Origin of the sequence: Corynebacterium sp. MSK195, assembly GCF_030228885.1 — a bacterium.
In the GTDB taxonomy this organism is placed as follows: Bacteria; Actinomycetota; Actinomycetes; order Mycobacteriales; family Mycobacteriaceae; genus Corynebacterium.
On the sequence record NZ_JASPGT010000003.1, the window covers coordinates 137,853 to 156,780 of the forward strand.

The 18,928-nt window shown below is 59.7% G+C and carries 20 protein-coding genes; 1 reads left to right on the plus strand and 19 read right to left on the minus strand.

Features of this window, described 5'->3' with window-relative positions:
* Positions 1 to 30: 30 nt before the first annotated feature.
* Positions 31 to 2,148, plus strand: a complete 2,118-nt coding sequence (glgB, locus tag QP909_RS04210) for a 1,4-alpha-glucan branching protein GlgB (RefSeq protein WP_284766270.1) — start codon at positions 31 to 33, stop codon at positions 2,146 to 2,148.
* A 3-nt stretch (positions 2,149 to 2,151) separates the two neighbouring features.
* Here the strand turns inward: glgB and QP909_RS04215 are convergent, their stop codons facing one another.
* From QP909_RS04215 to rho, 19 genes are all read right to left on the minus strand, one after another.
* Positions 2,152 to 3,078, minus strand: a complete 927-nt coding sequence (locus QP909_RS04215) for a tetratricopeptide repeat protein (RefSeq protein ID WP_284766271.1) — start codon at positions 3,076 to 3,078, stop codon at positions 2,152 to 2,154.
* Complete coding sequence (locus QP909_RS04220; protein ID WP_005323373.1) at positions 3,079 to 3,387, minus strand: thiamine-binding protein; 309 nt, start codon at positions 3,385 to 3,387, stop codon at positions 3,079 to 3,081.
* A gap of 10 nt (positions 3,388 to 3,397) precedes the next feature.
* Positions 3,398 to 3,682, minus strand: coding sequence for an Rv1322 family protein (locus tag QP909_RS04225; protein ID WP_284766272.1), 285 nt, complete (start codon positions 3,680 to 3,682; stop codon positions 3,398 to 3,400).
* Positions 3,682 to 4,374: an endonuclease NucS gene (gene nucS / locus QP909_RS04230; RefSeq protein ID WP_179386385.1), complete on the minus strand. Its 693-nt coding sequence runs from the start codon at positions 4,372 to 4,374 to the stop codon at positions 3,682 to 3,684. Before nucS ends, QP909_RS04225 begins: the two co-directional genes overlap by 1 nt.
* A gap of 23 nt (positions 4,375 to 4,397) precedes the next feature.
* Positions 4,398 to 4,874, minus strand: a complete 477-nt coding sequence (locus tag QP909_RS04235) for a DUF2550 domain-containing protein (protein WP_284766273.1) — start codon at positions 4,872 to 4,874, stop codon at positions 4,398 to 4,400.
* A 184-nt stretch (positions 4,875 to 5,058) separates the two neighbouring features.
* The gene (locus tag QP909_RS04240; protein WP_238801023.1) at positions 5,059 to 5,427 is read right to left on the minus strand and encodes a F0F1 ATP synthase subunit epsilon; all 369 of its coding nucleotides are present in this window, start codon (positions 5,425 to 5,427) and stop codon (positions 5,059 to 5,061) included.
* Between the two features lie 10 nt (positions 5,428 to 5,437).
* Positions 5,438 to 6,883 (minus strand): F0F1 ATP synthase subunit beta, encoded by a 1,446-nt coding sequence (gene atpD, locus QP909_RS04245; protein WP_005323378.1) that lies wholly within the window; start codon positions 6,881 to 6,883, stop codon positions 5,438 to 5,440.
* Between the two features lie 3 nt (positions 6,884 to 6,886).
* Positions 6,887 to 7,876, minus strand: a complete 990-nt coding sequence (locus QP909_RS04250) for a F0F1 ATP synthase subunit gamma (RefSeq protein WP_284766274.1) — start codon at positions 7,874 to 7,876, stop codon at positions 6,887 to 6,889.
* A gap of 50 nt (positions 7,877 to 7,926) precedes the next feature.
* The gene (atpA, locus tag QP909_RS04255) at positions 7,927 to 9,567 is read right to left on the minus strand and encodes a F0F1 ATP synthase subunit alpha (protein WP_023021750.1); all 1,641 of its coding nucleotides are present in this window, start codon (positions 9,565 to 9,567) and stop codon (positions 7,927 to 7,929) included.
* Positions 9,568 to 9,627: 60 nt separating this feature from the next.
* Positions 9,628 to 10,443 carry a F0F1 ATP synthase subunit delta gene (locus tag QP909_RS04260; protein WP_239191482.1) on the minus strand — a complete coding sequence of 272 codons (816 nt, stop codon included), beginning with the start codon at positions 10,441 to 10,443 and terminating at the stop codon, positions 9,628 to 9,630.
* A gap of 6 nt (positions 10,444 to 10,449) precedes the next feature.
* Positions 10,450 to 11,022, minus strand: coding sequence for a F0F1 ATP synthase subunit B (locus QP909_RS04265; protein WP_179386381.1), 573 nt, complete (start codon positions 11,020 to 11,022; stop codon positions 10,450 to 10,452).
* A gap of 44 nt (positions 11,023 to 11,066) precedes the next feature.
* Positions 11,067 to 11,309, minus strand: coding sequence for an ATP synthase F0 subunit C (locus tag QP909_RS04270; RefSeq protein ID WP_049361381.1), 243 nt, complete (start codon positions 11,307 to 11,309; stop codon positions 11,067 to 11,069).
* A gap of 103 nt (positions 11,310 to 11,412) precedes the next feature.
* Positions 11,413 to 12,225 (minus strand): F0F1 ATP synthase subunit A, encoded by an 813-nt coding sequence (gene atpB, locus QP909_RS04275; RefSeq protein WP_049361382.1) that lies wholly within the window; start codon positions 12,223 to 12,225, stop codon positions 11,413 to 11,415.
* 458 nt (positions 12,226 to 12,683) lie between these two features.
* A complete protein-coding gene (locus QP909_RS04280; RefSeq protein WP_239273018.1) occupies positions 12,684 to 13,061 on the minus strand; it encodes a Cg1360 family ATP-synthase-associated protein in 378 nt (125 codons plus the stop codon).
* Between the two features lie 73 nt (positions 13,062 to 13,134).
* Positions 13,135 to 14,310, minus strand: a complete 1,176-nt coding sequence (locus QP909_RS04285; protein ID WP_239277970.1) for an MraY family glycosyltransferase — start codon at positions 14,308 to 14,310, stop codon at positions 13,135 to 13,137.
* A 13-nt stretch (positions 14,311 to 14,323) separates the two neighbouring features.
* Positions 14,324 to 14,992 (minus strand): L-threonylcarbamoyladenylate synthase, encoded by a 669-nt coding sequence (locus QP909_RS04290; RefSeq protein ID WP_005327639.1) that lies wholly within the window; start codon positions 14,990 to 14,992, stop codon positions 14,324 to 14,326.
* A gap of 32 nt (positions 14,993 to 15,024) precedes the next feature.
* The gene (gene prmC, locus QP909_RS04295) at positions 15,025 to 15,861 is read right to left on the minus strand and encodes a peptide chain release factor N(5)-glutamine methyltransferase (protein WP_284766275.1); all 837 of its coding nucleotides are present in this window, start codon (positions 15,859 to 15,861) and stop codon (positions 15,025 to 15,027) included.
* 6 nt (positions 15,862 to 15,867) lie between these two features.
* Positions 15,868 to 16,944, minus strand: coding sequence for a peptide chain release factor 1 (prfA, locus tag QP909_RS04300; RefSeq protein ID WP_284766276.1), 1,077 nt, complete (start codon positions 16,942 to 16,944; stop codon positions 15,868 to 15,870).
* Complete coding sequence (gene rho / locus QP909_RS04305) at positions 16,937 to 18,772, minus strand: transcription termination factor Rho (protein WP_284766278.1); 1,836 nt, start codon at positions 18,770 to 18,772, stop codon at positions 16,937 to 16,939. Before rho ends, prfA begins: the two co-directional genes overlap by 8 nt.
* Positions 18,773 to 18,928 lie beyond the last annotated feature (156 nt).

Sequence of the window (18,928 nt, forward strand, 5' to 3'; positions counted from 1 at the left end):
GACCACACCCGAACTAGGTACTCTGATTGTATGACTATCCCGGCCGCTGACCTCGCTCGCCTCAATGACTGCCGCCACCATGACCCGCACGGTTTCTACGGCTGGCACGAAGGTACCGTCCGCACCCGCCAACCAGGCGCTTGCGAGGTGCAGCTGCACACTCCCACGCAATCCGTGTCCATGGAATTGGTCGGCGACGACATCTGGGAGGCGGAAATTGGCGATAACTGCGATTACCGCTTAGAAATCTCCTATCCGGAGGCCCCTAGCCGCACCGTGGCAGACGGCTATCACTTCCTTCCCACCGTCGGATCGCTGGATCTGCACCTGATTGGAGAAGGCCGCCACGAGCGTCTCTGGGATGTCCTCGGCGCCAACCTGCGTTCCTATGACACTGAGATGGGTACCGTATCCGGCGTCTCCTTTGCCGTGTGGGCTCCTAATGCCCAGGGCGTTGCCGTAGTAGGCGATTTCTGTGGCTGGAACCCCACCCAGTATCCGATGCGTTCACTAGGCTCTACCGGTGTGTGGGAGGTCTTTGTTCCTGGTATCGGTGCTGGCGAGCACTATAAGTTTGCTATCTTTAGCCACGAGGGCCGCAAGGACAAGGCCGATCCCCTAGCCAAGCGCACCGCCTGCCCGCCGGAGACGGACTCTATCGTGGATTCCACCAGCTTCGCCTGGTCCGATTCCGCCTGGATGGACAAGCGCACCGGCAACCTCGATGTGCCCATGAGCATTTATGAGGTCCACGTTGGCTCGTGGAAGGTTGGCGCCAACTACAACCGCTTGCGCGAGGAGCTCATCCCATACCTCAAGGAGCACGGTTTCACCCACGTCGAGCTCTTGCCCGTGGCCGAGCATCCCTTCGGCGGGTCCTGGGGATACCAAGTCTCTGGCTATTACTCGCCTTCTGCGCGCTGGGGCTCGCCGGATGAATTCCGAGAGCTGGTCAATGCCCTGCACGAGAATGGCATCGGCGTCATCGTGGACTGGGTGCCGGCACACTTCCCCAAGGATGATTGGGCCCTTGGTCGCTTCGACGGCCAGGCTCTCTACGAGCACCCCGATCCCCGCCGCGGCGAGCAGGCCGATTGGGGCACCTATGTCTTTGACTTCGGCCGCAATGAGGTCCGCAATTTCCTCGTGGCCAACGCCCTATACTGGGCCGAAGAATTCCACATCGACGGCCTGCGCGTAGACGCCGTGGCTTCCATGCTCTACCTGGACTATTCCCGCGATGAGTGGCTGCCCAACCAATATGGTGGCCGCGAGAACCTAGAGGCGGTGCAATTCCTCCAGGAAACCAACGCCACCCTCAACCGCACGCATCCAGGCGTACTCACCATCGCAGAGGAATCCACTTCCTGGCCGGGCGTTACCGCCCCCACCTCTGAAAACGGCCTGGGCTTTTCCCTGAAGTGGAATATGGGCTGGATGAATGACACCTTGGAGTACTTCAAGCACGAGCCCATTCACCGTTCCTATCACCACGGCGAGCTCACCTTCTCCATGGTCTATGCCTACTCCGAGCGCTACGTACTGCCGTTTAGCCACGACGAAGTTGTGCACGGCAAGGGCTCGCTGTGGGAGCGCATGCCTGGCGACGACTGGAATAAGGCCGCCGGACTCCGCGCCCTCTATGGCTACATGTTCTCCCACCCCGGCAAGAACCTGCTTTTCATGGGCCAGGAATTCGGCCAGACTACTGAGTGGGCCGAGGGGCATTCCGTGGACTGGGGTAACCTCCACGGTTGGGGTAGCGAATGGCACCAGGGCATCAAGCGCCTCGTACGTGATATTAACCTCGTCTACCGCGATACCCCAGCGCTGTGGAGCCAGGATTTCAACCAGGACGGCTTCCAATGGGTCAAGGCAGATGACTCGACCAATAACGTTCTGGGCTACGTCCGCTACGGCGCAGACGGCTCTGCTCTACTCGCCGTGTGCAACCTTTCTGGTTCGTCCATTCCCAACTATGGCCTCTGGGTTCCACACGACGGCGAGTGGCGGATGGTGCTCAACACTGACGACGCCGTTTATGAAGGCGCCGGAAATCCACTTCCCCAGCGAGTCCGCGTGGAGAACAACTCCACGACGCTGCATCTGCCGGCCAATTCCGTGCAGTGGTATGTGCTAGAGCGCTAAGTCCTAGTACAGGGCGCTCGCCAGCTTGGTGCGGGCGTCGAGCACGCGCGGGTCATTGCCCTCAAAAAGCCCAAAGAGCTCCAGCAGGCGCTCGCGCACGCGGGACTTCTCGTCGCCGGCCGTTGTCTTCATCGTCTCGATGAGGCGATCAAAGGCCTTTTCTGGGGCTCCGGCTACCACTTCGGCGTCGGCAGCCCGCATTTGCTTATCGACGTCCCCCTTATCCCCTTCCGCGGCCGCAATCGGATCCTCGGTCTGGTTGGCAGGGTCGAGGCGCTTGAGCAAGACCGTGGTGTCACGCGCCTGCTTAATCTGCACATTATCGGGCTCGGATTCCAAAATGGAGTTGTAGACGTTGAGCGCCCCATCAAAGTCGCCGGCGTTCAAGAAGCTTTCTGCTTCCTGAAGGCGCGGATCCTCTTCTTCCTCCTGCGGCTGTTCCGATGCCTCATTGCCTTGCAAGCCCTTCAGCTGTGGACCAACATTCTGCACCAGGGTGTCCACCCATTGCTTTAGGGCTTCTTTGGGTTGCGCGCCCTCAAAATTGGTCAGTGGCTGGCCAGCGCCCAATGCCACCACGGTCGGCAGGTTCTTAACACCAAAGGCCTGCGCAACCTGCGGAGTAGCATCCGCATCCACGTAAGCAACCAAGAAGCTCAAGTTTCCTTGCGCGGCCAAATCCGCAAGGTCAGTTTTCAACTGCTCCGACTGGGTAGAGCGAGCAGTGCCGATGAGGACCACGACCGGAACTTCCGTAGAACGGCGAACCACATCTTGGTCGAAGTTGGCCTCGGTCACCGTGAAGAAAGGCTGGACGCCGCCGGCACTTGTCTGCGGCGATTCCTGCGCCTTCTGCCGGGCCTCGGCTCGCGCCTTGACCTGGCTGAGGTCAAGTGCTCCTCCTACATAAGCATTATTTGGTGAAGTCATCTAGTCCTCCTTTGCAAGGCGGCGGTTAACCGCATCTACCTTGTCCGTTAGCTGATTAGTTACGCCTTCGCGAATATCGGCTTTGACCACCAAAGAAGTGCGCGGGGATACCGCACGCACTGCATCGGTGGCCTTCTTAATCGTGTCAAAGACCTCGTCCCATTCGCCTTCAAGCAAGGTGAACATGGCATTGGTCTCGTTGGGCAGGCCCGACTCGCGGACTACGCGCACGGCCTCGGACACGGCATCGGCCATTTCTTGGGAGTCATTATTGACCACCGCAGGGGCTACAGAAAATGCAACAATCATGCCCGCCAGTCTACCTACGCTCCCAGCAGTGGCGGTGCCAGTGCCGGCGATCGTCGCCCTGGCGGCCCACGTCCCGCGGCCAGGCGACGATGTGTGCCACCCCGGGCGGAATGTTCTGGTTACAGCCAGGGCACACGTAGTACTTCTGAGCGCGAGCAGAACCGATATGCCGCATGACATAGGGCTCGCCATGAGTCCAACTTGGTCCCTCGACAGTTTGCGAACCTAGAAAGGTTGAACCGTCTTTGGGCAGGGACCGGACTTCCACGGGTTTGCGCCTATTTCGCCGTGGCATTAGAACAGTCGCAATTCGTTCGACTCGAGCCCGCGTAGCTCCTGGTAATCCAGTACGACGCACCGAATGCCGCGGTCCTCAGCCAAGGTACGCGCCTGCGGCTTGATTTCCTGGGCTGCGAATACACCAGACACAGGGGCGAGAAGCTCATCGCGGTTAAGCAGCTCCAGATACCGTGTCAGCTGCTCTACGCCATCGATGCCGCCGCGGCGCTTTACCTCGATGGCGACGTTATTATTGTTCTCATCCTTAGCCATGATATCCACAGGACCGATGGCGGTGGGATATTCGCGGCGCACCAAGGTGTAGCGCTCGCCCAAGGTATCAATCTGGTCTGCCAAGAGCTCTTGTAGGTGAGCCTCGACGCCATCTTTGACTAGGCCTGGGTCCTCGCCCATGTCATAGGAGATTTCTTCATGAATCTCGGCAATGGTGATGCGCAACTGCTCGCCCTTAGGGTTTTCCACCAGCCACAAAACCTCGCCTGTGTCTTCACCGTCGAGGTCCTCAATCGCGGACTCCTTCAAGGTGCATGGAGGCGTCATCCAGTTGAGTGGCTTATAAGCGCGGTCGTCGGCATGCACGGACACGGAACCGTCCGCTTTGACGATGAGCAGGCGGTCTGCCATCGGCAGGTGGGCATCCAAGCGGCCCACGTAATCTACTGAGCATCGGGCGATTACTAAACGCATGCTCTCTACCCTAGCGGGTGGGCCTATCGCTTGGATTGACGGGTAGCGCGCTCGCGCAATTGCCGGAAGTCAAAGCGCTGCTGGCGCTTGGATGGAGCGGCCTCTACCCAGGCTCCAAAGGCCATGATTCCGTGGGCGTCCGACGCCAGCTCATATTCTCTTCCCTTGGCCCGAAAGCGAACGACTTCGGTGGCAGCGGACATAAAAGAAGCCTCGTCATCATCTAGCGGACGGGTGCTCACTACTTCGATGTCGAGGCGGTTGATGCGCAGATCGCAGCGCGGAGAGACAGAGCGGAGCTTGAAATACTCCACAAATTCACCCTCATATCGCAACGAACCATGGCGCCAGGAAAGGGAATTCTTAGCCGGAACTCGGCGCAGGAGGACGGAAGTACCGCGCGATCGCACGGTGAAAAAGCGAAGCGCAGCCAGAAAAATAACTAGCAGCAGGGCCACTCCAAGGGCCCACAGAAGCACTGCAAACACCGTTGAATTCATGGGCCTTTCACGCCATCCTCGCTCTGTGGAGAAACTGATTCTTTGGATTGTAGCGCCTTGAAGGCCCCACACGCCAATAAGAAAAGGCAAAGAAAAACGAAGAAGGCGCACCGGCTATAAACCGATGCGCCTTAAGAGAGCAGGAAGGGCGGCTATTGCTGCCCTCTCCTACCAATCCAAGGTATTAAGCCTTGGCGCGGCGAACTGCACGCTGTGCGGCCTCGCCACGGGACTTGGTGAGCTCGTGCTCAGAAGCGAAATCCTTCTGAGCCTTCTCCTCATCCACCTCATCGGACCAGATGGCCCAATCAGCGAGGACGGTGATCTTGTCCTGGGTAACGGAGAGGAAGCCACCCTGCACGGCGGCGACGCGGCGCTCGCCGTCCACTGGGTGGATGGTCACCACGCCATTATCGATCAGCTGACCGATCATTGGCTCGTGACCGGGAAGCACGCCGATCTCACCCTCGGTGGTCTCAGCCGTGACCATGGAGGCCTGTCCAGACCACAGCAGGCGCTCGACGGAAACCAATTCGGCGGTGATGTCAGCCATGTGCCTCTCCCTACTTCTCGTTCAACTTCTCGTATGCAGCCTTGACGTCGTCCAAGCCACCCAAGCCGTTGAAAGCCTGCTCTGGGTAGTGGTCAAACTCGCCATCGCAGATGCGCTCGAAGGCATCGATGGTCTCAGACAGCGGCACGTAGGAGCCCGGCAGGCCGGTGAACTTCTGTGCGACGAAGAAGTTCTGGCCCAAGAAGCGCTCGATACGGCGGGCACGCTGAACGGTGACCTTGTCCTCCTCGGACAGCTCGTCCATACCAAGGATGGCGATGATGTCCTGGAGTTCCTTGTTCTTCTGCAGAATACCGATGACGCGCTGTGCAACCTCGTAGTGCTTCTCGCCAACGATACCCGGCTCGAGGATACGAGAGGTAGAAGTCAGCGGGTTCACTGCTGGGTAAATACCCTTGGAAGCAATAGCACGGTCCAGCTCGGTGGTGGCGTCCAAGTGAGCGAACGTCGTAGCCGGAGCTGGGTCGGTGTAGTCATCGGCAGGAACGTAAACGGCCTGCAGGGACGTAATCGAACGGCCCTTGGTCGAGGTAATGCGCTCCTGCAGAACACCCATCTCATCAGCCAGGGTTGGCTGGTAGCCCACAGCGGAAGGCATACGACCCAGCAAGGTCGAAACCTCGGAGCCGGCCTGGGTGAAACGGAAGATGTTGTCGATGAACAGCAGCACGTCCTGGTTCTGCACATCGCGGAAGTACTCCGCCATGGTCAAGCCGGACAGAGCCACGCGCATACGGACTCCTGGCGGCTCATCCATCTGGCCGAAGACAAGTGCGGTATCTTGCAGCACGCCCATTTCTTCCATCTCCAGGAAGAGGTCGGTGCCCTCACGGGTACGCTCGCCGACGCCGGCGAAGACGGAGGTACCGGAGAACTCACGGGCGATACGGGTAATCATCTCCTGAATGAGAACGGTCTTACCCACACCTGCGCCACCGAAGAGGCCAATCTTGCCGCCCTTAACGTACGGGGTCAGCAGGTCAATGACCTTAATGCCGGTCTCCAGAATCTCGGTCTTACCCTCGAGCTGGTCGAACGCTGGCGGCTCGCGGTGGATGCCCCACTGCTCACCATCGCGGCCGAGACCCGGCTCGTCGAGGCAGTCACCGAGGGCGTTGAAGACGTGGCCCTTGACGACGTCGCCGACCGGCACGGAAATTGGCTTTCCGGAGTCGATGACCTCGGCACCGCGGACGAGGCCGTCGGTCGGTGCCATGGAGACGGTACGGACAAGGTTGTCACCGAGGTGCTGAGCGACCTCGAGGGTGACGGTCTTTGCAACAGCTTCGAGCTTAATGTCGACGTGCAGTGCGTTGTACAGGGCCGGCAGTGCCTCACGTGGGAATTCCACGTCCACAACCGGACCGATGACGCGCACGACACGACCGGCGACTGCCGAAGACTGTGCATTCTGCTCTTGCAGAGCTGTAGTCATAATCTAGTCACTTTCTGCGCTGTCAGATAGCGCGCCAGCGCCACCGACGATCTCTGAAATTTCCTGGGTAATCTGTGCCTGACGGGCCTGGTTAGCCACGCGAGAGAGGTCCTCGACCATCTCGGTTGCGTTGTCAGTAGCAGACTTCATAGCTGTACGGCGTGCAGCGGACTCGGAAGCAGAAGCTTCCAAGAACATAGCAAACAGGATACGCGAGACGTACTGCGGAAGCAGCGCTTCCATCAGCGTATCTGCGTCTGGCTCAAACTCGAATCCTGCGGCAACATCGTCCGCAGACTCGGCGTCAGTCAGAGCGGAGTCACCGAGGTGATACTCCTCATCCTGAATGACCGGCTGAACTGGCAACAGCTGCTGAGCACGCGCGGTCTGGGTCAGCATGGACTCAAACTCGGTGTAGACAACGTGTACCTGGTCAAAGCCACGTACACCGGCGCCCTCACCCTGCGCATGCAGGCCGTCGCGGCCCTTGGTAGTGCCATGAGAACCAGCAATAAAGCCATCAATCAAGTGACGGCGCACATCGTGGGTGGTCTCCCAGGTTGGATCCTGAGAGAAACCGCCCCAGCTGCCCACTACTTCGTCCTCGCGGAACTTGTAGTGGCCGATGCCCTTATTACCAGTAACGTAGCGAACTACCTCGTAGCCCTTGCTTTCCAGGAGAGCCTGCAGCTGTGCCGCCTTCTTGAAGACGTTGTTGTTATAGCCACCGCACATACCACGGTCAGAAGTGACCACGAGGATGGCGGCGACGTTTCCGTCTTCACGCTCACGCAGCATGTCATGCTCCAACGTAGAAGCCGCAGCCAGCTTGTTCATCATGCTGGTCATCTCAGCCGCGTACGGCTGAGAGGCCTCTACCCTAGCCTGCGCCTTGGTAATGCGCGAGGTAGCAATGAGCTCCTGGGCCTTGGTGATCTTCTTAGTCGAATTGACGGACCGGATGCGGTCACGTAGTTCGCGAAGATTAGCCATCGTTTCTCCTCCCTTCTTTAATCTAGACGGTTAGTTGTGAGTTCTGAACTCTACTTAGCCGTCTTGCGGGAGACGTTGAGCTCGGTGTTCTTTACGTCGCTTTCGTCCAAAGGCTCTACCGGTGCCTCGGAGCCCAGGTTATGGCCCTCGGAGGTGCGGAAGGTCGGCTGGAAGTCCTTAGCTGCCGCAACCAATGCGTCCTTGGACTCATCGGTCAGCGGCTTGCCACCGGAAATCTGCTCAAAGACCTCTGGGGTATTGGCGTTGAGGTACTCGTGTACCTCGTCCTCGAAGCGGCGGACGTCTTCAACGGGAACGACGTCGAAGATGCCAGCCTCGGCGAGGTAAATGGACACCATCTGGTACTCCACCGGCTGCGGGGAGGACTCGGACTGCTTCAGCAGCTCGACCAGACGGGAACCGCGCTCCAGCTGAGCCTTGGAAGCGGCGTCCAGGTCAGATGCGAACGCAGCGAAGGCCTGCAGGTCACGGTAGGAAGCCAGGTCCAGACGCAGATTACCGGCGACCTTCTTCATGCCCTTGGTCTGTGCAGCGCCACCGACACGGGAGACGGAAACACCGACGTTAATAGCCGGGCGAACGCCCTGGTTAAACAGGTCGGACTCCAGGAAGACCTGGCCGTCAGTAATGGAAATGACGTTGGTCGGAATGAAGGCGCCGACGTCGTTTGCCTTGGTCTCGATGATCGGTAGGGCGGTCATGGAGCCAGCACCCATGTCGTCGGAAAGCTTTGCAGCACGCTCCAGCAGGCGGGAGTGCAGGTAGAACACATCGCCTGGGTATGCCTCGCGTCCCGGCGGACGGCGCAGCAGCAAGGAAATGGCACGGTAGGCCTCAGCCTGCTTGGTCAGGTCATCATAGATAACCAGGACGTGGTTGCCCTGGTACATCCAGTGCTGACCCAGCGCTGCACCGGAGAACGGTGCCAGCCACTTGAAGCCGGCGGAATCGGAAGCCGGTGCGGCCACGATGGTGGTGTAATCCAGTGCGCCGTGCTCCTCAAGGGTGCGGCGCACGCCAGCGATGGTCGATCCCTTCTGGCCGATCGCGACGTAGATGCAGCGTACCTGCTTATCCTTGTCGCCGGACTCCCAGTTAGCCTTCTGGTTCAAAATGGTATCGATGCAGACCGCGGTCTTACCGGTCTTACGGTCACCGATGACCAGCTGGCGCTGGCCGCGACCGATCGGGGTCATTGCGTCGATAGCCTTGATGCCGGTCTGCATTGGCTCTTCAACCGGCTGGCGCTGCAGCACGGATGGTGCCTGCAGCTCGAGGACGCGCTCCTCTTCAGCGTTGATTGGGCCCATGCCGTCGATCGGCTGACCCAATGGGTTAATTACGCGGCCGAGGAATTCCTCGCCCACTGGGATGGAGAGAACCTCGCCGGTCCTCTTAACCTCGTCGCCCTCCTTGAGGGACTCGAAGTTGCCCAGGACCACAACACCGATGGAGTTGGTGTCGAGGTTCTGTGCGACGCCAATCACGCCGCCTGGGAACTCGAGCAGCTCATTCGCCATAACGGATGGCAGGCCAGAAACCTGCGCAATACCGTCAGCTGCCGAAATGACCACGCCGACCTCCTCACGGGAGGCCTCCGCGGAGTAGCTCGAGGTGTAGTTCGCAATCGCACTACGGATCTCGTCGGAGGAGATCGTCAGCTCCGCCATGTTCTTCCTGCTCTCGGTAGTATCTTCCAGCACTTACTTAAATCGTTTCTGTCGTTTCGGCTACGCCATCTGGGCACGCAGGCGGGCAATCTTGCCTGCCGTGGAGCCATCAATGACTTCATCGCCGACGCGGATGCGCATGCCACCGAGGAGGCTGGTGTCAACCTCAGAGTGAATGGACATCGCACGACCATAAATTTTGCCCAGCTTCTCAGCGAGTACTGCTTGCTGGCCTTCGTTTAGTTCACCCGCTGCGGTAACGCGCGCAATGGTGCGGTCCTGCAGATCAGCTGCAGTATCGGCCAGTGCGGCTACGTCATCGATCGGGTTCTGCTCTGGGCGGGAGATGGCCTGAAGCACGAGGGCCTCAGTAAACATCGTGACCTTGCCGTAGAGCACGTTTGCCAGCAATCCGCGCTTGCGGGCGGAATCAGCAGTTCGGTCGGAAAGCAGCTGGGTGAGCTCGCCCTCACGGTCAAGGATCTGAGACAGGCGGAAGAGCTCGTCTTCTACCTGGCCCAGCTGACCCTGCGCCTCAGCACCGCGCAGCAATGCGCGGCGGCCCAGGGACACCAATCCCTTGACAAAGTCCTTCGGGGTGGACCACTGTGCGGCCGCAGCTTCCTGGATGATGCGCAAGGCGCCATCGGAAATCTTGGAGCCGAACAGGGTCTCTGCTAGGGACTTGCGTGCCTCGCTCGGGGCGGCGATATCGGTGAATGCGACGCGCAATTCGCGGTCAGCATCCAAGACATCGACAACCTCAAAGATATCCAGGCCCGCCTGCGCGGCGGTGGCGACGTTGTTGTCGCCTGCCAGGATTTCATCCAAGCGGGTTTGTGAGGTTGCGAGTGCTTCGCGGCTAGCTGCCTTCATAGTTGCCTACTTTCCGGCCGGTGCCACAGAGTCGAGCTCGGACAAGAAGCCATCAATGGTGGAGGACTTCTTAGAGGCGTCGGAAAGCTCGCCGCCCAGAATCTTCTCCGCCAGGTTGATGGAGTTCTGGCCCATTTCGGAACGCAGCTCAGTAACAACCTGCGAGCGGGAAGCCTCCAGCTGCTTCTCGCCATTGGCGACGATGCGGCGGGACTCTTCTTCCGCGTTGGTCTTAGCCTCGGCCTCAATCTGCTTACCGCGCTCGCGCGCCTGCTCGCGGATCTCGGCTGCCTCTGCACGGGCGTCGGCCAGCTGAGCATTGTACTTTTCCAGAGCGGCCTTAGCCTCGGCCTGCTGGGCCTTGGCACGCTTCAAGCCGCCCTCGATCCGGTCTTCACGCTCCTGCAGCATCTTGTTGTACGCCGGAAGAACAAACTTCCAGAACACAATCAGGATGATGGCGAACGGAATGATCGACCAGACCAAGTCGTACATCTTGGGCAGGAGGATGGAGTTGCCGCTCTCCAGCGGCAGGTGCTCACTTCCTTCTGCTGCAAGGTAGTAAATGACGTTGTTCATGGGTCTCCGTTCTTAAAGTTCGATTTACTTGTGTAAAGCGTTCTTTAGAACAGGAAGCCTGCAACGAGGCCGATGAGGGCAAGTGCCTCAACGAAGGCGATACCCAGGAACATGGTGGTACGCAGCTGGCCGGCCATCTCAGGCTGGCGTGCCATGCCCTCAACGGTCTTGCCAACGAGGATGCCGATGCCCAGGCCCGGGCCGATGGTGGCCAGGCCGTAGCCGAGGGACTGAAGGCCGTCGAAGGAGGTGGTTGCTGCGTCCTGAGCCAGGATGATCTCGTTCATGTGAAAGTCGTTCCCTTTCAATGTATATCCCGCGGGAGTGTCCTGCGGGGCGGTGTTGGTTTGATTTTGGGGTATTTAGTTAACCGCGAGGTTCGCGTTGTTGTTAGTGCGAATCTGCATGCAACGACAATTCGATGTATACCGCCGTCAGCAGGGCAAAGATGTATGCCTGCAGGAAGATGACGATAAGCTCGTAAAGCGTGAACAGAACCGCTGCGACCAGGGTCAAGCCACCCACTGCGGTCCAGGCGTTGAACTGGAAGAAGAAGAAGTTCGTAGCCGAGTACAACAGGACCAAAATGAGGTGACCAGCCAGGAAGTTCGCCATAAGACGAAGAGCCAGGGTGACTGGGCGCATAACAAACGTAGAGAAAGCCTCAATCGGCACGACAAGAATGTGCAAGGCCGGCGGCAGGTTAGGAATAACCACCGAGGACTTGATGAACTTGCCAAAGCCATAGCGCTTAGCGCCGGCGTAAATCATGGCGATATACGCGACAGCTGCCAAGACGATTGGCATACCGATACGGGCGTTCGGAGAAATGTTCAGACCCGGCACAATAGTTGTGAGGTTCCAGAACAAAACTGCAAAGAAGATAGAGGCCAAAAGTGGAAGGAAGCGACGTCCTTCCTTCTTGCCCAAGATGTCTTCTGCGATCTGAACTCGCACGAAGTCAATCGCATGCTCGCCTACGTTTTGAATTCCTTTAGGAACCAGCTTGGGGTTCCTGAAGGCGACAACAAATAGGAGCACCAGCACGGCCGCCATCAGAAGGCGAACGAGCATGATGCGATCCAAAGCGAACCAACCGTTGGCAAAATCGCTCAACCAGAGGTCAACGACTCCGCCATCATCGGTTACGTGCCCCGGGAAAAATTCTGGGTCCAGTTCGGGTGCGTGGAAGCTACCCTTCATGGCCAATGTTGTAACGCTCAGCGTTCTCTCCCGTGTTCGGGCCACACAGCTTGTCGAAGGCCGTGTGGTGCGATGGACGTCTCAAACTCTCTGCCTCACACACGGACTCCGTCGCACATCAGCGTGCGCAAGACAGGGATTCACCGCTGCGAAAGCCAGCTTTTGCGCTAGCCCGCGGTAACCCGAAGAAAAGCGTATCAGTTAGATCAAGAGTTTTCGCACGTGGGGGGCCACTAACGAGCCCAGTTTCGCCACTGTGGGCTCAATTCCGCCACAAATTCACAACAAAAAGGCCACATTCTGCCTAAATCCTGCTACGTGGAGTTCATCACACTTGCCTATTTCCCCACCTTGACGGGGGTAACCACGCCAGAAACGATTGCATGAGCACACAGCAAAAGGGCCCACCACCTTTCCTTCCAGAAAAGCGGTGGGCCCCAACAAAGGCCACTTCCCTGCTACGAGACGTACGTGACCCGCGAGGTGACGACGGCCCACACCTCCGTGCCCAAAGTGGCAAAAAGTGCCAGCATGACGGTTACAAATAGCGCCAAGGTGTCATAGAAATCCATATCTCGGATTACGAGAAGCACCATGACCAAGACGATGACCTTGAGCAGCCAACCGCCCAGCACCACGGCCATGGTGTTGGCAGGAGTGGTATTGGCGGTCAGCAAGACCGACAAGGCGGTAAACAAGACGAAGCCGCCACCGATAGCGGCACCGACCAGGACTCCCCAAATGCCGGGGAGACCACTGATACCGCCCCAGACGGCTAAGGAGACCACCGTGATAACCAGCAGGGCTAGGCCGCCCAGCTTGACCGCCCTTTGCATGGGACGGCGGTGGTCATCAAATTCCGAGGGTTGCGTAGTCGCTTGTGCTTCACTCACGGCTACACACCCTACCTCACGAGGGCTCGGATTCCTTCACCACGACGGTCTCTCGCGCGGCAGGCCCAATCTTTCCTTGGCGCAAAGGCACGAGGGTCGCCGCGAACGCGAGGAGCAAAGCAACGATGGTGACGCCAATGGCCACGGGTGCGGGCACGATGGAAAAGGACACCGCGCCGAAGGCTACGGCGGAGACCCACAGGTAAAGAACCAGCACGGTCCGGCGGTGGGTATGGCCGAGCGAGAGTAGGCGGTGATGGATGTGCGCCTTATCTGCAGAAAACGGTGAGCGCCCTTGGGACAGGCGGCGAATTACAGCCCAGACAAGGTCCAGGACTGGAATAAACACCGCCGCGACCACCACGATGATGGGCGACATCAAGGCAACAATGTCCACCGTGCCGTAAAGCGACATGTTGATCTTGCCAGACGCGGAAGTCGAGGCCGCAGCGAGCAAGAGACCAATAAGCATCGACCCAGAATCCCCCATGAAGATGCGGGACGGTTCAAAGTTATGCGGCAAGAAGCCGGCGCACATACCCACCAGCGCGGCACTGATAATGGCCGGCGGATAGGCCGATACCGCACCACCCTGGTCATGGAGAACGGTCAAGGAAAAGACCAGAATTGCCCCGCCCGCAATCATGCCAAGGCCTGCCGCTAGGCCATCGAGGCCGTCGACAAAGTTGATGGCATTGATCAGCAGAACGGTAAAGAATGCGGTAAGCAGGGTGCTTTGCAATTGGTCCAGGACGACCGTGGTGCCGCCGCCAAAGGGGATGAAAAGCAGCGTCCAGGTAAGGCCCAGCCCGCTCATCAAGGTGGCCGCAAAGAGCTGGCCAAAAAGCTTCACTATGGCACTCAGTTCCACCAAGTCATCAACCACTCCGACAAGGACGAGCGCTAGGGCCGCCCAGAGCACCGCATTCATCTCCGGAGTGACGGGCATAAAGCCCCGAGTCAAGGCTGGAAGCTGGGCTGCGAGGAATATCGCCGCGGCGAAGCCGGTAAACATGGCCACCCCACCCATACGCGGGGTGGGCTGCGTGTGGGCGTCGCGCAGGCGAATCTCCGCCACGCGGCCGGTGCGCACCAAAACGGAGCGCACCACGCCGGTGGTGAGATACGTAAATGCTGCTGCGACGAGGATGACGAGGGCCAGCTCGCGCAGCGGTACACCACTGCCGCTCACGCGCATTCCTCCCTTAAGCCTGTGGGCGGGTACGCAGGGTCTGCGCGTCGACGCCAATGACCTCGCCGATTTCCTCGGCCGAGAGTGCCCCTTCTCGCAGCAGATACGGGCGCTCGCCGGAGAGATCAATGATGGTCGAGGGCTTACCGACGGCCGTCTCTCCCCCGTCCAAGTAAACCGTCACGGCTTTACCAAGCTGCTGCTTGGCCATAAGCGCCGTGGTTGGCGGCTGGTGGCCAGAAATATTGGCGGAGGAGACAGCCATGGGGCCAACCTCGCGCAGCAACTCGATGGCAATGGGATGCAACGGCATGCGCAGCATCACGGTGCCGCGGGTATCGCCGAGGTTCCACGGCAGGGACGGCGCTTGCGGGACGACGATGGACAGGCCACCGGGCCAGAAGGCCTCCACCAAGTCACGCGCAGTATCCGTATAGGAAGCAACCAGACCGCGAACGGTATCCCAGGACCCCACCAAAACCGGCACCGGCATATCCGGGCCGCGCTGCTTGGTGGCCAAGAGGTTGGCTACGGCATCATTATCAAAGGCATCGCAGCCGAGGCCGTAGAGCGTATCGGTGGGCATGACCACAAGGCGACCGGATTGCGCAGCCTTGACCGCAATATTCATGCCCTCTTCGCGCTCGGCATCATCGGCGCAGTTAAAAATCTTTCCTTGCATAATCTTTTCCCCTTCTTGCCCTTAATGGTGTCTTAGTCTACCCCGCGCACCGCAGTGACAAAGCGGGGCGTTCCCGTCAGGTCCTGCAGCGCGGCGATCTGTTCGAAGCCGCCGTGTCGGGCCAATGCGGCTTGGACGGCCTCGCTCGTGGAGTCGTCGTGTTCGATGGCTAGCTTGCCGCCCGGGCGCACAAGGCGCGCAATGGTCGGGATGAGGCCGGTGATGACCCCCATCCCATCCGCTCCGGCAAAAACCGCGTTATGCGGGTCATGATAGACCTCGGGATCAAGATCCGGGGTCTCTGGCACGTAGGGCGGGTTGGTCACGAGCAGGTCCACGGTCCCATTCCAGTCCGCCAAAGTATCGTCGGCCGTGGCATCGGCCTGAATGACCTCTACCCCGGTGTTACGGACATTGGTGTGGGTGTAGGCCAGGGCGGCGTCGGCAAACTCCACTGCCTTCACCTGCGCGTCAGGCAGATAGTGGTGGAGGTAGAGCGCCAACGCGCCCGTGCCGGTGCACAGATCTACCAGCCGCGGGCCGTCCGCGTTGCGCACCGCCCAGTCCGCCATAACCTCGGTCTCCGGCCGCGGGATGAACACGCCGGGGCCCACCTTGAGCTCCAGCGGTCCGAACCAGGCGCTGCCAAGGACGTACTGCAAAGGCTCGCGGGCTTCCCGGCGGCGCAGCAGCGCATCATAGGCCACGTCGAAGCCGGGCATAGGAGCCTGATCGAGCGGGATATCCATGTGGCCGCAGTGGATGAGGTGCGCGGCCATGATGCGTGCATCCCACTCAGGGCTGGCCACCCCGGCAGCACGAAGGCGCTGCACCCCGCGGCGCAGCGCCTGTCCATACGTGTTATCCACGCTGGTTTAGCCCTCGGCCTCGAGGCGCTCGGCGCGCTCTTGGTCCTGCAAGGCCTTAATAAGGTCATTCATGTCACCGTTCAGCACAGAGTCCAAGTTATTGGCCTTGTAACCAATGCGGTGATCCGTGATGCGGTTTTCCGGCCAGTTATAGGTGCGGATGCGCTCGGAACGGTCCATGGTGCGCACCTGGGAGGCGCGCTGCTCGCCGGCCTCGGCCTCGCGGGCCTCGCGCTCCATTTGATCCAGACGGGCCTGCAGCACCTGCAGCGCACGCGCCTTATTCTGAATCTGGGAACGCTCCTTCTGGCAGGTCACGATAAGCCCGGTGGGCAGGTGGGTAATACGCACCGCGGAGTCGGTGGTGTTCACGCCCTGACCGCCCTTACCGGAGGAACGGTAAACATCGACGCGAATATCCTTGTCATCGATATTGACAGACTCGACCTCTTCCGGCTCCGGGTAAACCAGCACGCCGGCGGCAGAGGTCTGAATGCGGCCCTGGGATTCGGTAACCGGTACACGCTGCACACGGTGCACGCCGCCCTCAAACTTGAATACGGACCATGCACCATCGCGCGACGGGGACTTGGAGCGGAAGGAAATGGTCATATCCTTCACGCCGCCGAGATCGGACTCATTGAGGCCCAAGACCTCCCAGTTAAAGCCCGTCTTATCCGCATAGCGCTCGTACATACGGGCCAAGTCGCCGGCAAAGAGGGCCGCTTCTTCGCCGCCCGCGCCGGCCTTAATTTCCATAATGATGTCCTCGGAATCCTGCTCATCGCGCGGCGCGAGCAGGTCAGCGAGCTTTTCTTCCAAGCTCTCCACGGACTTTTCTAGGCGGTCTGCTTCTTCCTGGAAGTCATGGTCCTCATAGGCCATCTCCTTAGCATCAGCGAGATCCTCGCGCGCCTGAGCCAGCTCATCATTGACCATGATGATGGGTCGCAGCTCCGCGTAGCGCTTGGAAAGCTTGCGGAATTGCTTCTGGTCGCCGGCAACTTCCGGATCGGCCATCTGCATCTCAATGCCCTGGTACTCGGACACGATGTCATCAACGAGCGAAACCTGATTAGACATAATCTTCTTCATCCTTATCCGCAGCCATCGGGGCCGAGGAGGCCACCTGCATCAAGAACTCACCATTGGAGCGGGTCTTCTTCAGCTGCTTAATGAGCAGGTCAATGGCCTGGTGGGAATCCAGGGCGGAGAGGATGCGACGCAGCTTGGTCATGATGCGTGCTTCCTCTGGTACGAGCAGCAGCTCGTCCTTACGAGTACCGGAAGGGTTAACGTCCACGGCTGGGAAGACGCGGCGCTCAGAGATGCCACGGTCCAGCTTCAGCTCGGCGTTGCCCGTTCCCTTGAATTCCTCGAAGATGACGGTATCGCCGGTAGAGCCGGTCTCCACCATGGCGGTGGCGATAATCGTCAGCGAGCCGCCTTCTTCGATATTGCGGGCGGCACCCAGGAAGCGCTTTGGCGGGTAGAGCGCATTGGAGTCCACACCGCCGGAGAGAATGCGGCCAGAAGCCGGAGAGGAATTGTTATAGGCGCGGCCCAGGCGGGTAATGGAATCCAGCAGGACCACGACGTCCTTGCCCTGCTCCACTAGGCGCTTGGCGCGCTCGATAGCCAGCTCCGCCACGGAAGTGTGCTCTGATGGCGGGCGGTCAAAGGTGGAGGCAATAACCTCACCGTTAACGGAGCGCTGCATGTCCGTAACTTCCTCAGGGCGCTCGTCTACGAGAACGACCATGAGGTAGCACTCCGGGTTATTGGTAGAAATCGCGTTGGCGATATTCTGCAGAATCGTCGTCTTACCGGCCTTTGGCGGGGAGACGATAAGCGCGCGCTGGCCCTTACCAATCGGCATGATGAGGTCAATGACGCGGGTGGTAAGGATCTTCGGATCCGTTTCCAAACGCAAGCGCTTATTCGGATACAGCGGGGTGAGCTTATTAAAGTGCGGGCGCTGCTTTGCGCCTTCCGGGTCGATGCCGTTGACGGTATCGACCTGTACTAGCTGGTTGTACTTGCGACGGTTGCGGCCATTGCCGTGCGTATGCGTTGGTCCGGAAACCTTGACCTGGCCGGTGATGGCGTCACCGGAACGCAGGCCTAGGCGGCGGACGATGCCGTTGTTGACAAAGACGTCGGAAGCCGCGGCGCGGTAGCCCGTGGTGCGCAGGAAGGCGACATTATTGTCTACGACGTCCAAGATGCCGCCGACGGCCTGCAGCTCATCGCCCTCGCGAACCTGCAAATCGTTGCCGCCATTATTGTCATTGTTATTGCCGCGGCCGCGGCGGTTGCGGCGGTTGCGGCGCCCACGGCGGTTGCCGCGCTCGTGGTTATTGTTGTCCTCATGGCGGTTGCCGCGCTGCTTATTATCGCCACGGTCATTCTTCTCGCCCTGATTATCGGAGCCGTCCTGGGAGTTATTATCGCGGTTGTCCTTTGTGCCGCCCTGCTCCTCGTTGCGGTTACGCTCCTCGCGCTCTTGCCGTTCCTGGCGCTCTTGACGCTCTTGGCGGCGGGCGCGGTTGCGGCGAGCGCGGCGGGCCTGGGAGCGCGACTCATAGCGCTGCTCCTCGCCAGAGCCCTGCTGGCGGTTATCCTGCTTCTCGCTGGATTCTTCCTGCTTTTCCGCCTTGTGCGGCGCATTTTCCTGCGGCTTATCTGCCTTCTCAGGCTTCTCTGCCCTTTCCGCCTTTTCTACCTGAGCGGCCTTTTCCACCTTGGCCTTGGCCTTAGGCGGGACCTTTCCGGTCTTGATGGCGGTGATGAGATCCCCCTTGCGCAGGGCAGAGACACCACGTAGGCCGCGCTCTGCGGCCATTTTGCGCAATTCCGGCAGCTTCAGGGATGCAAGATCCTGTGCTGCGGTGTTGTCCGTTTCGCTCACGGATATCCTTTCGTTGCTTGACCAGGTCCGATTATGCGGGAGCCGCCGCAGCCTATGCTCGCGGCGTTGCACTGGAAGCCAATGTGTATTTTTCTAGGACTTCTCGCCCTCGTGCCAAGGCGCATGCGCGCCCTGCCGGGCAATAAGTATGAGGCC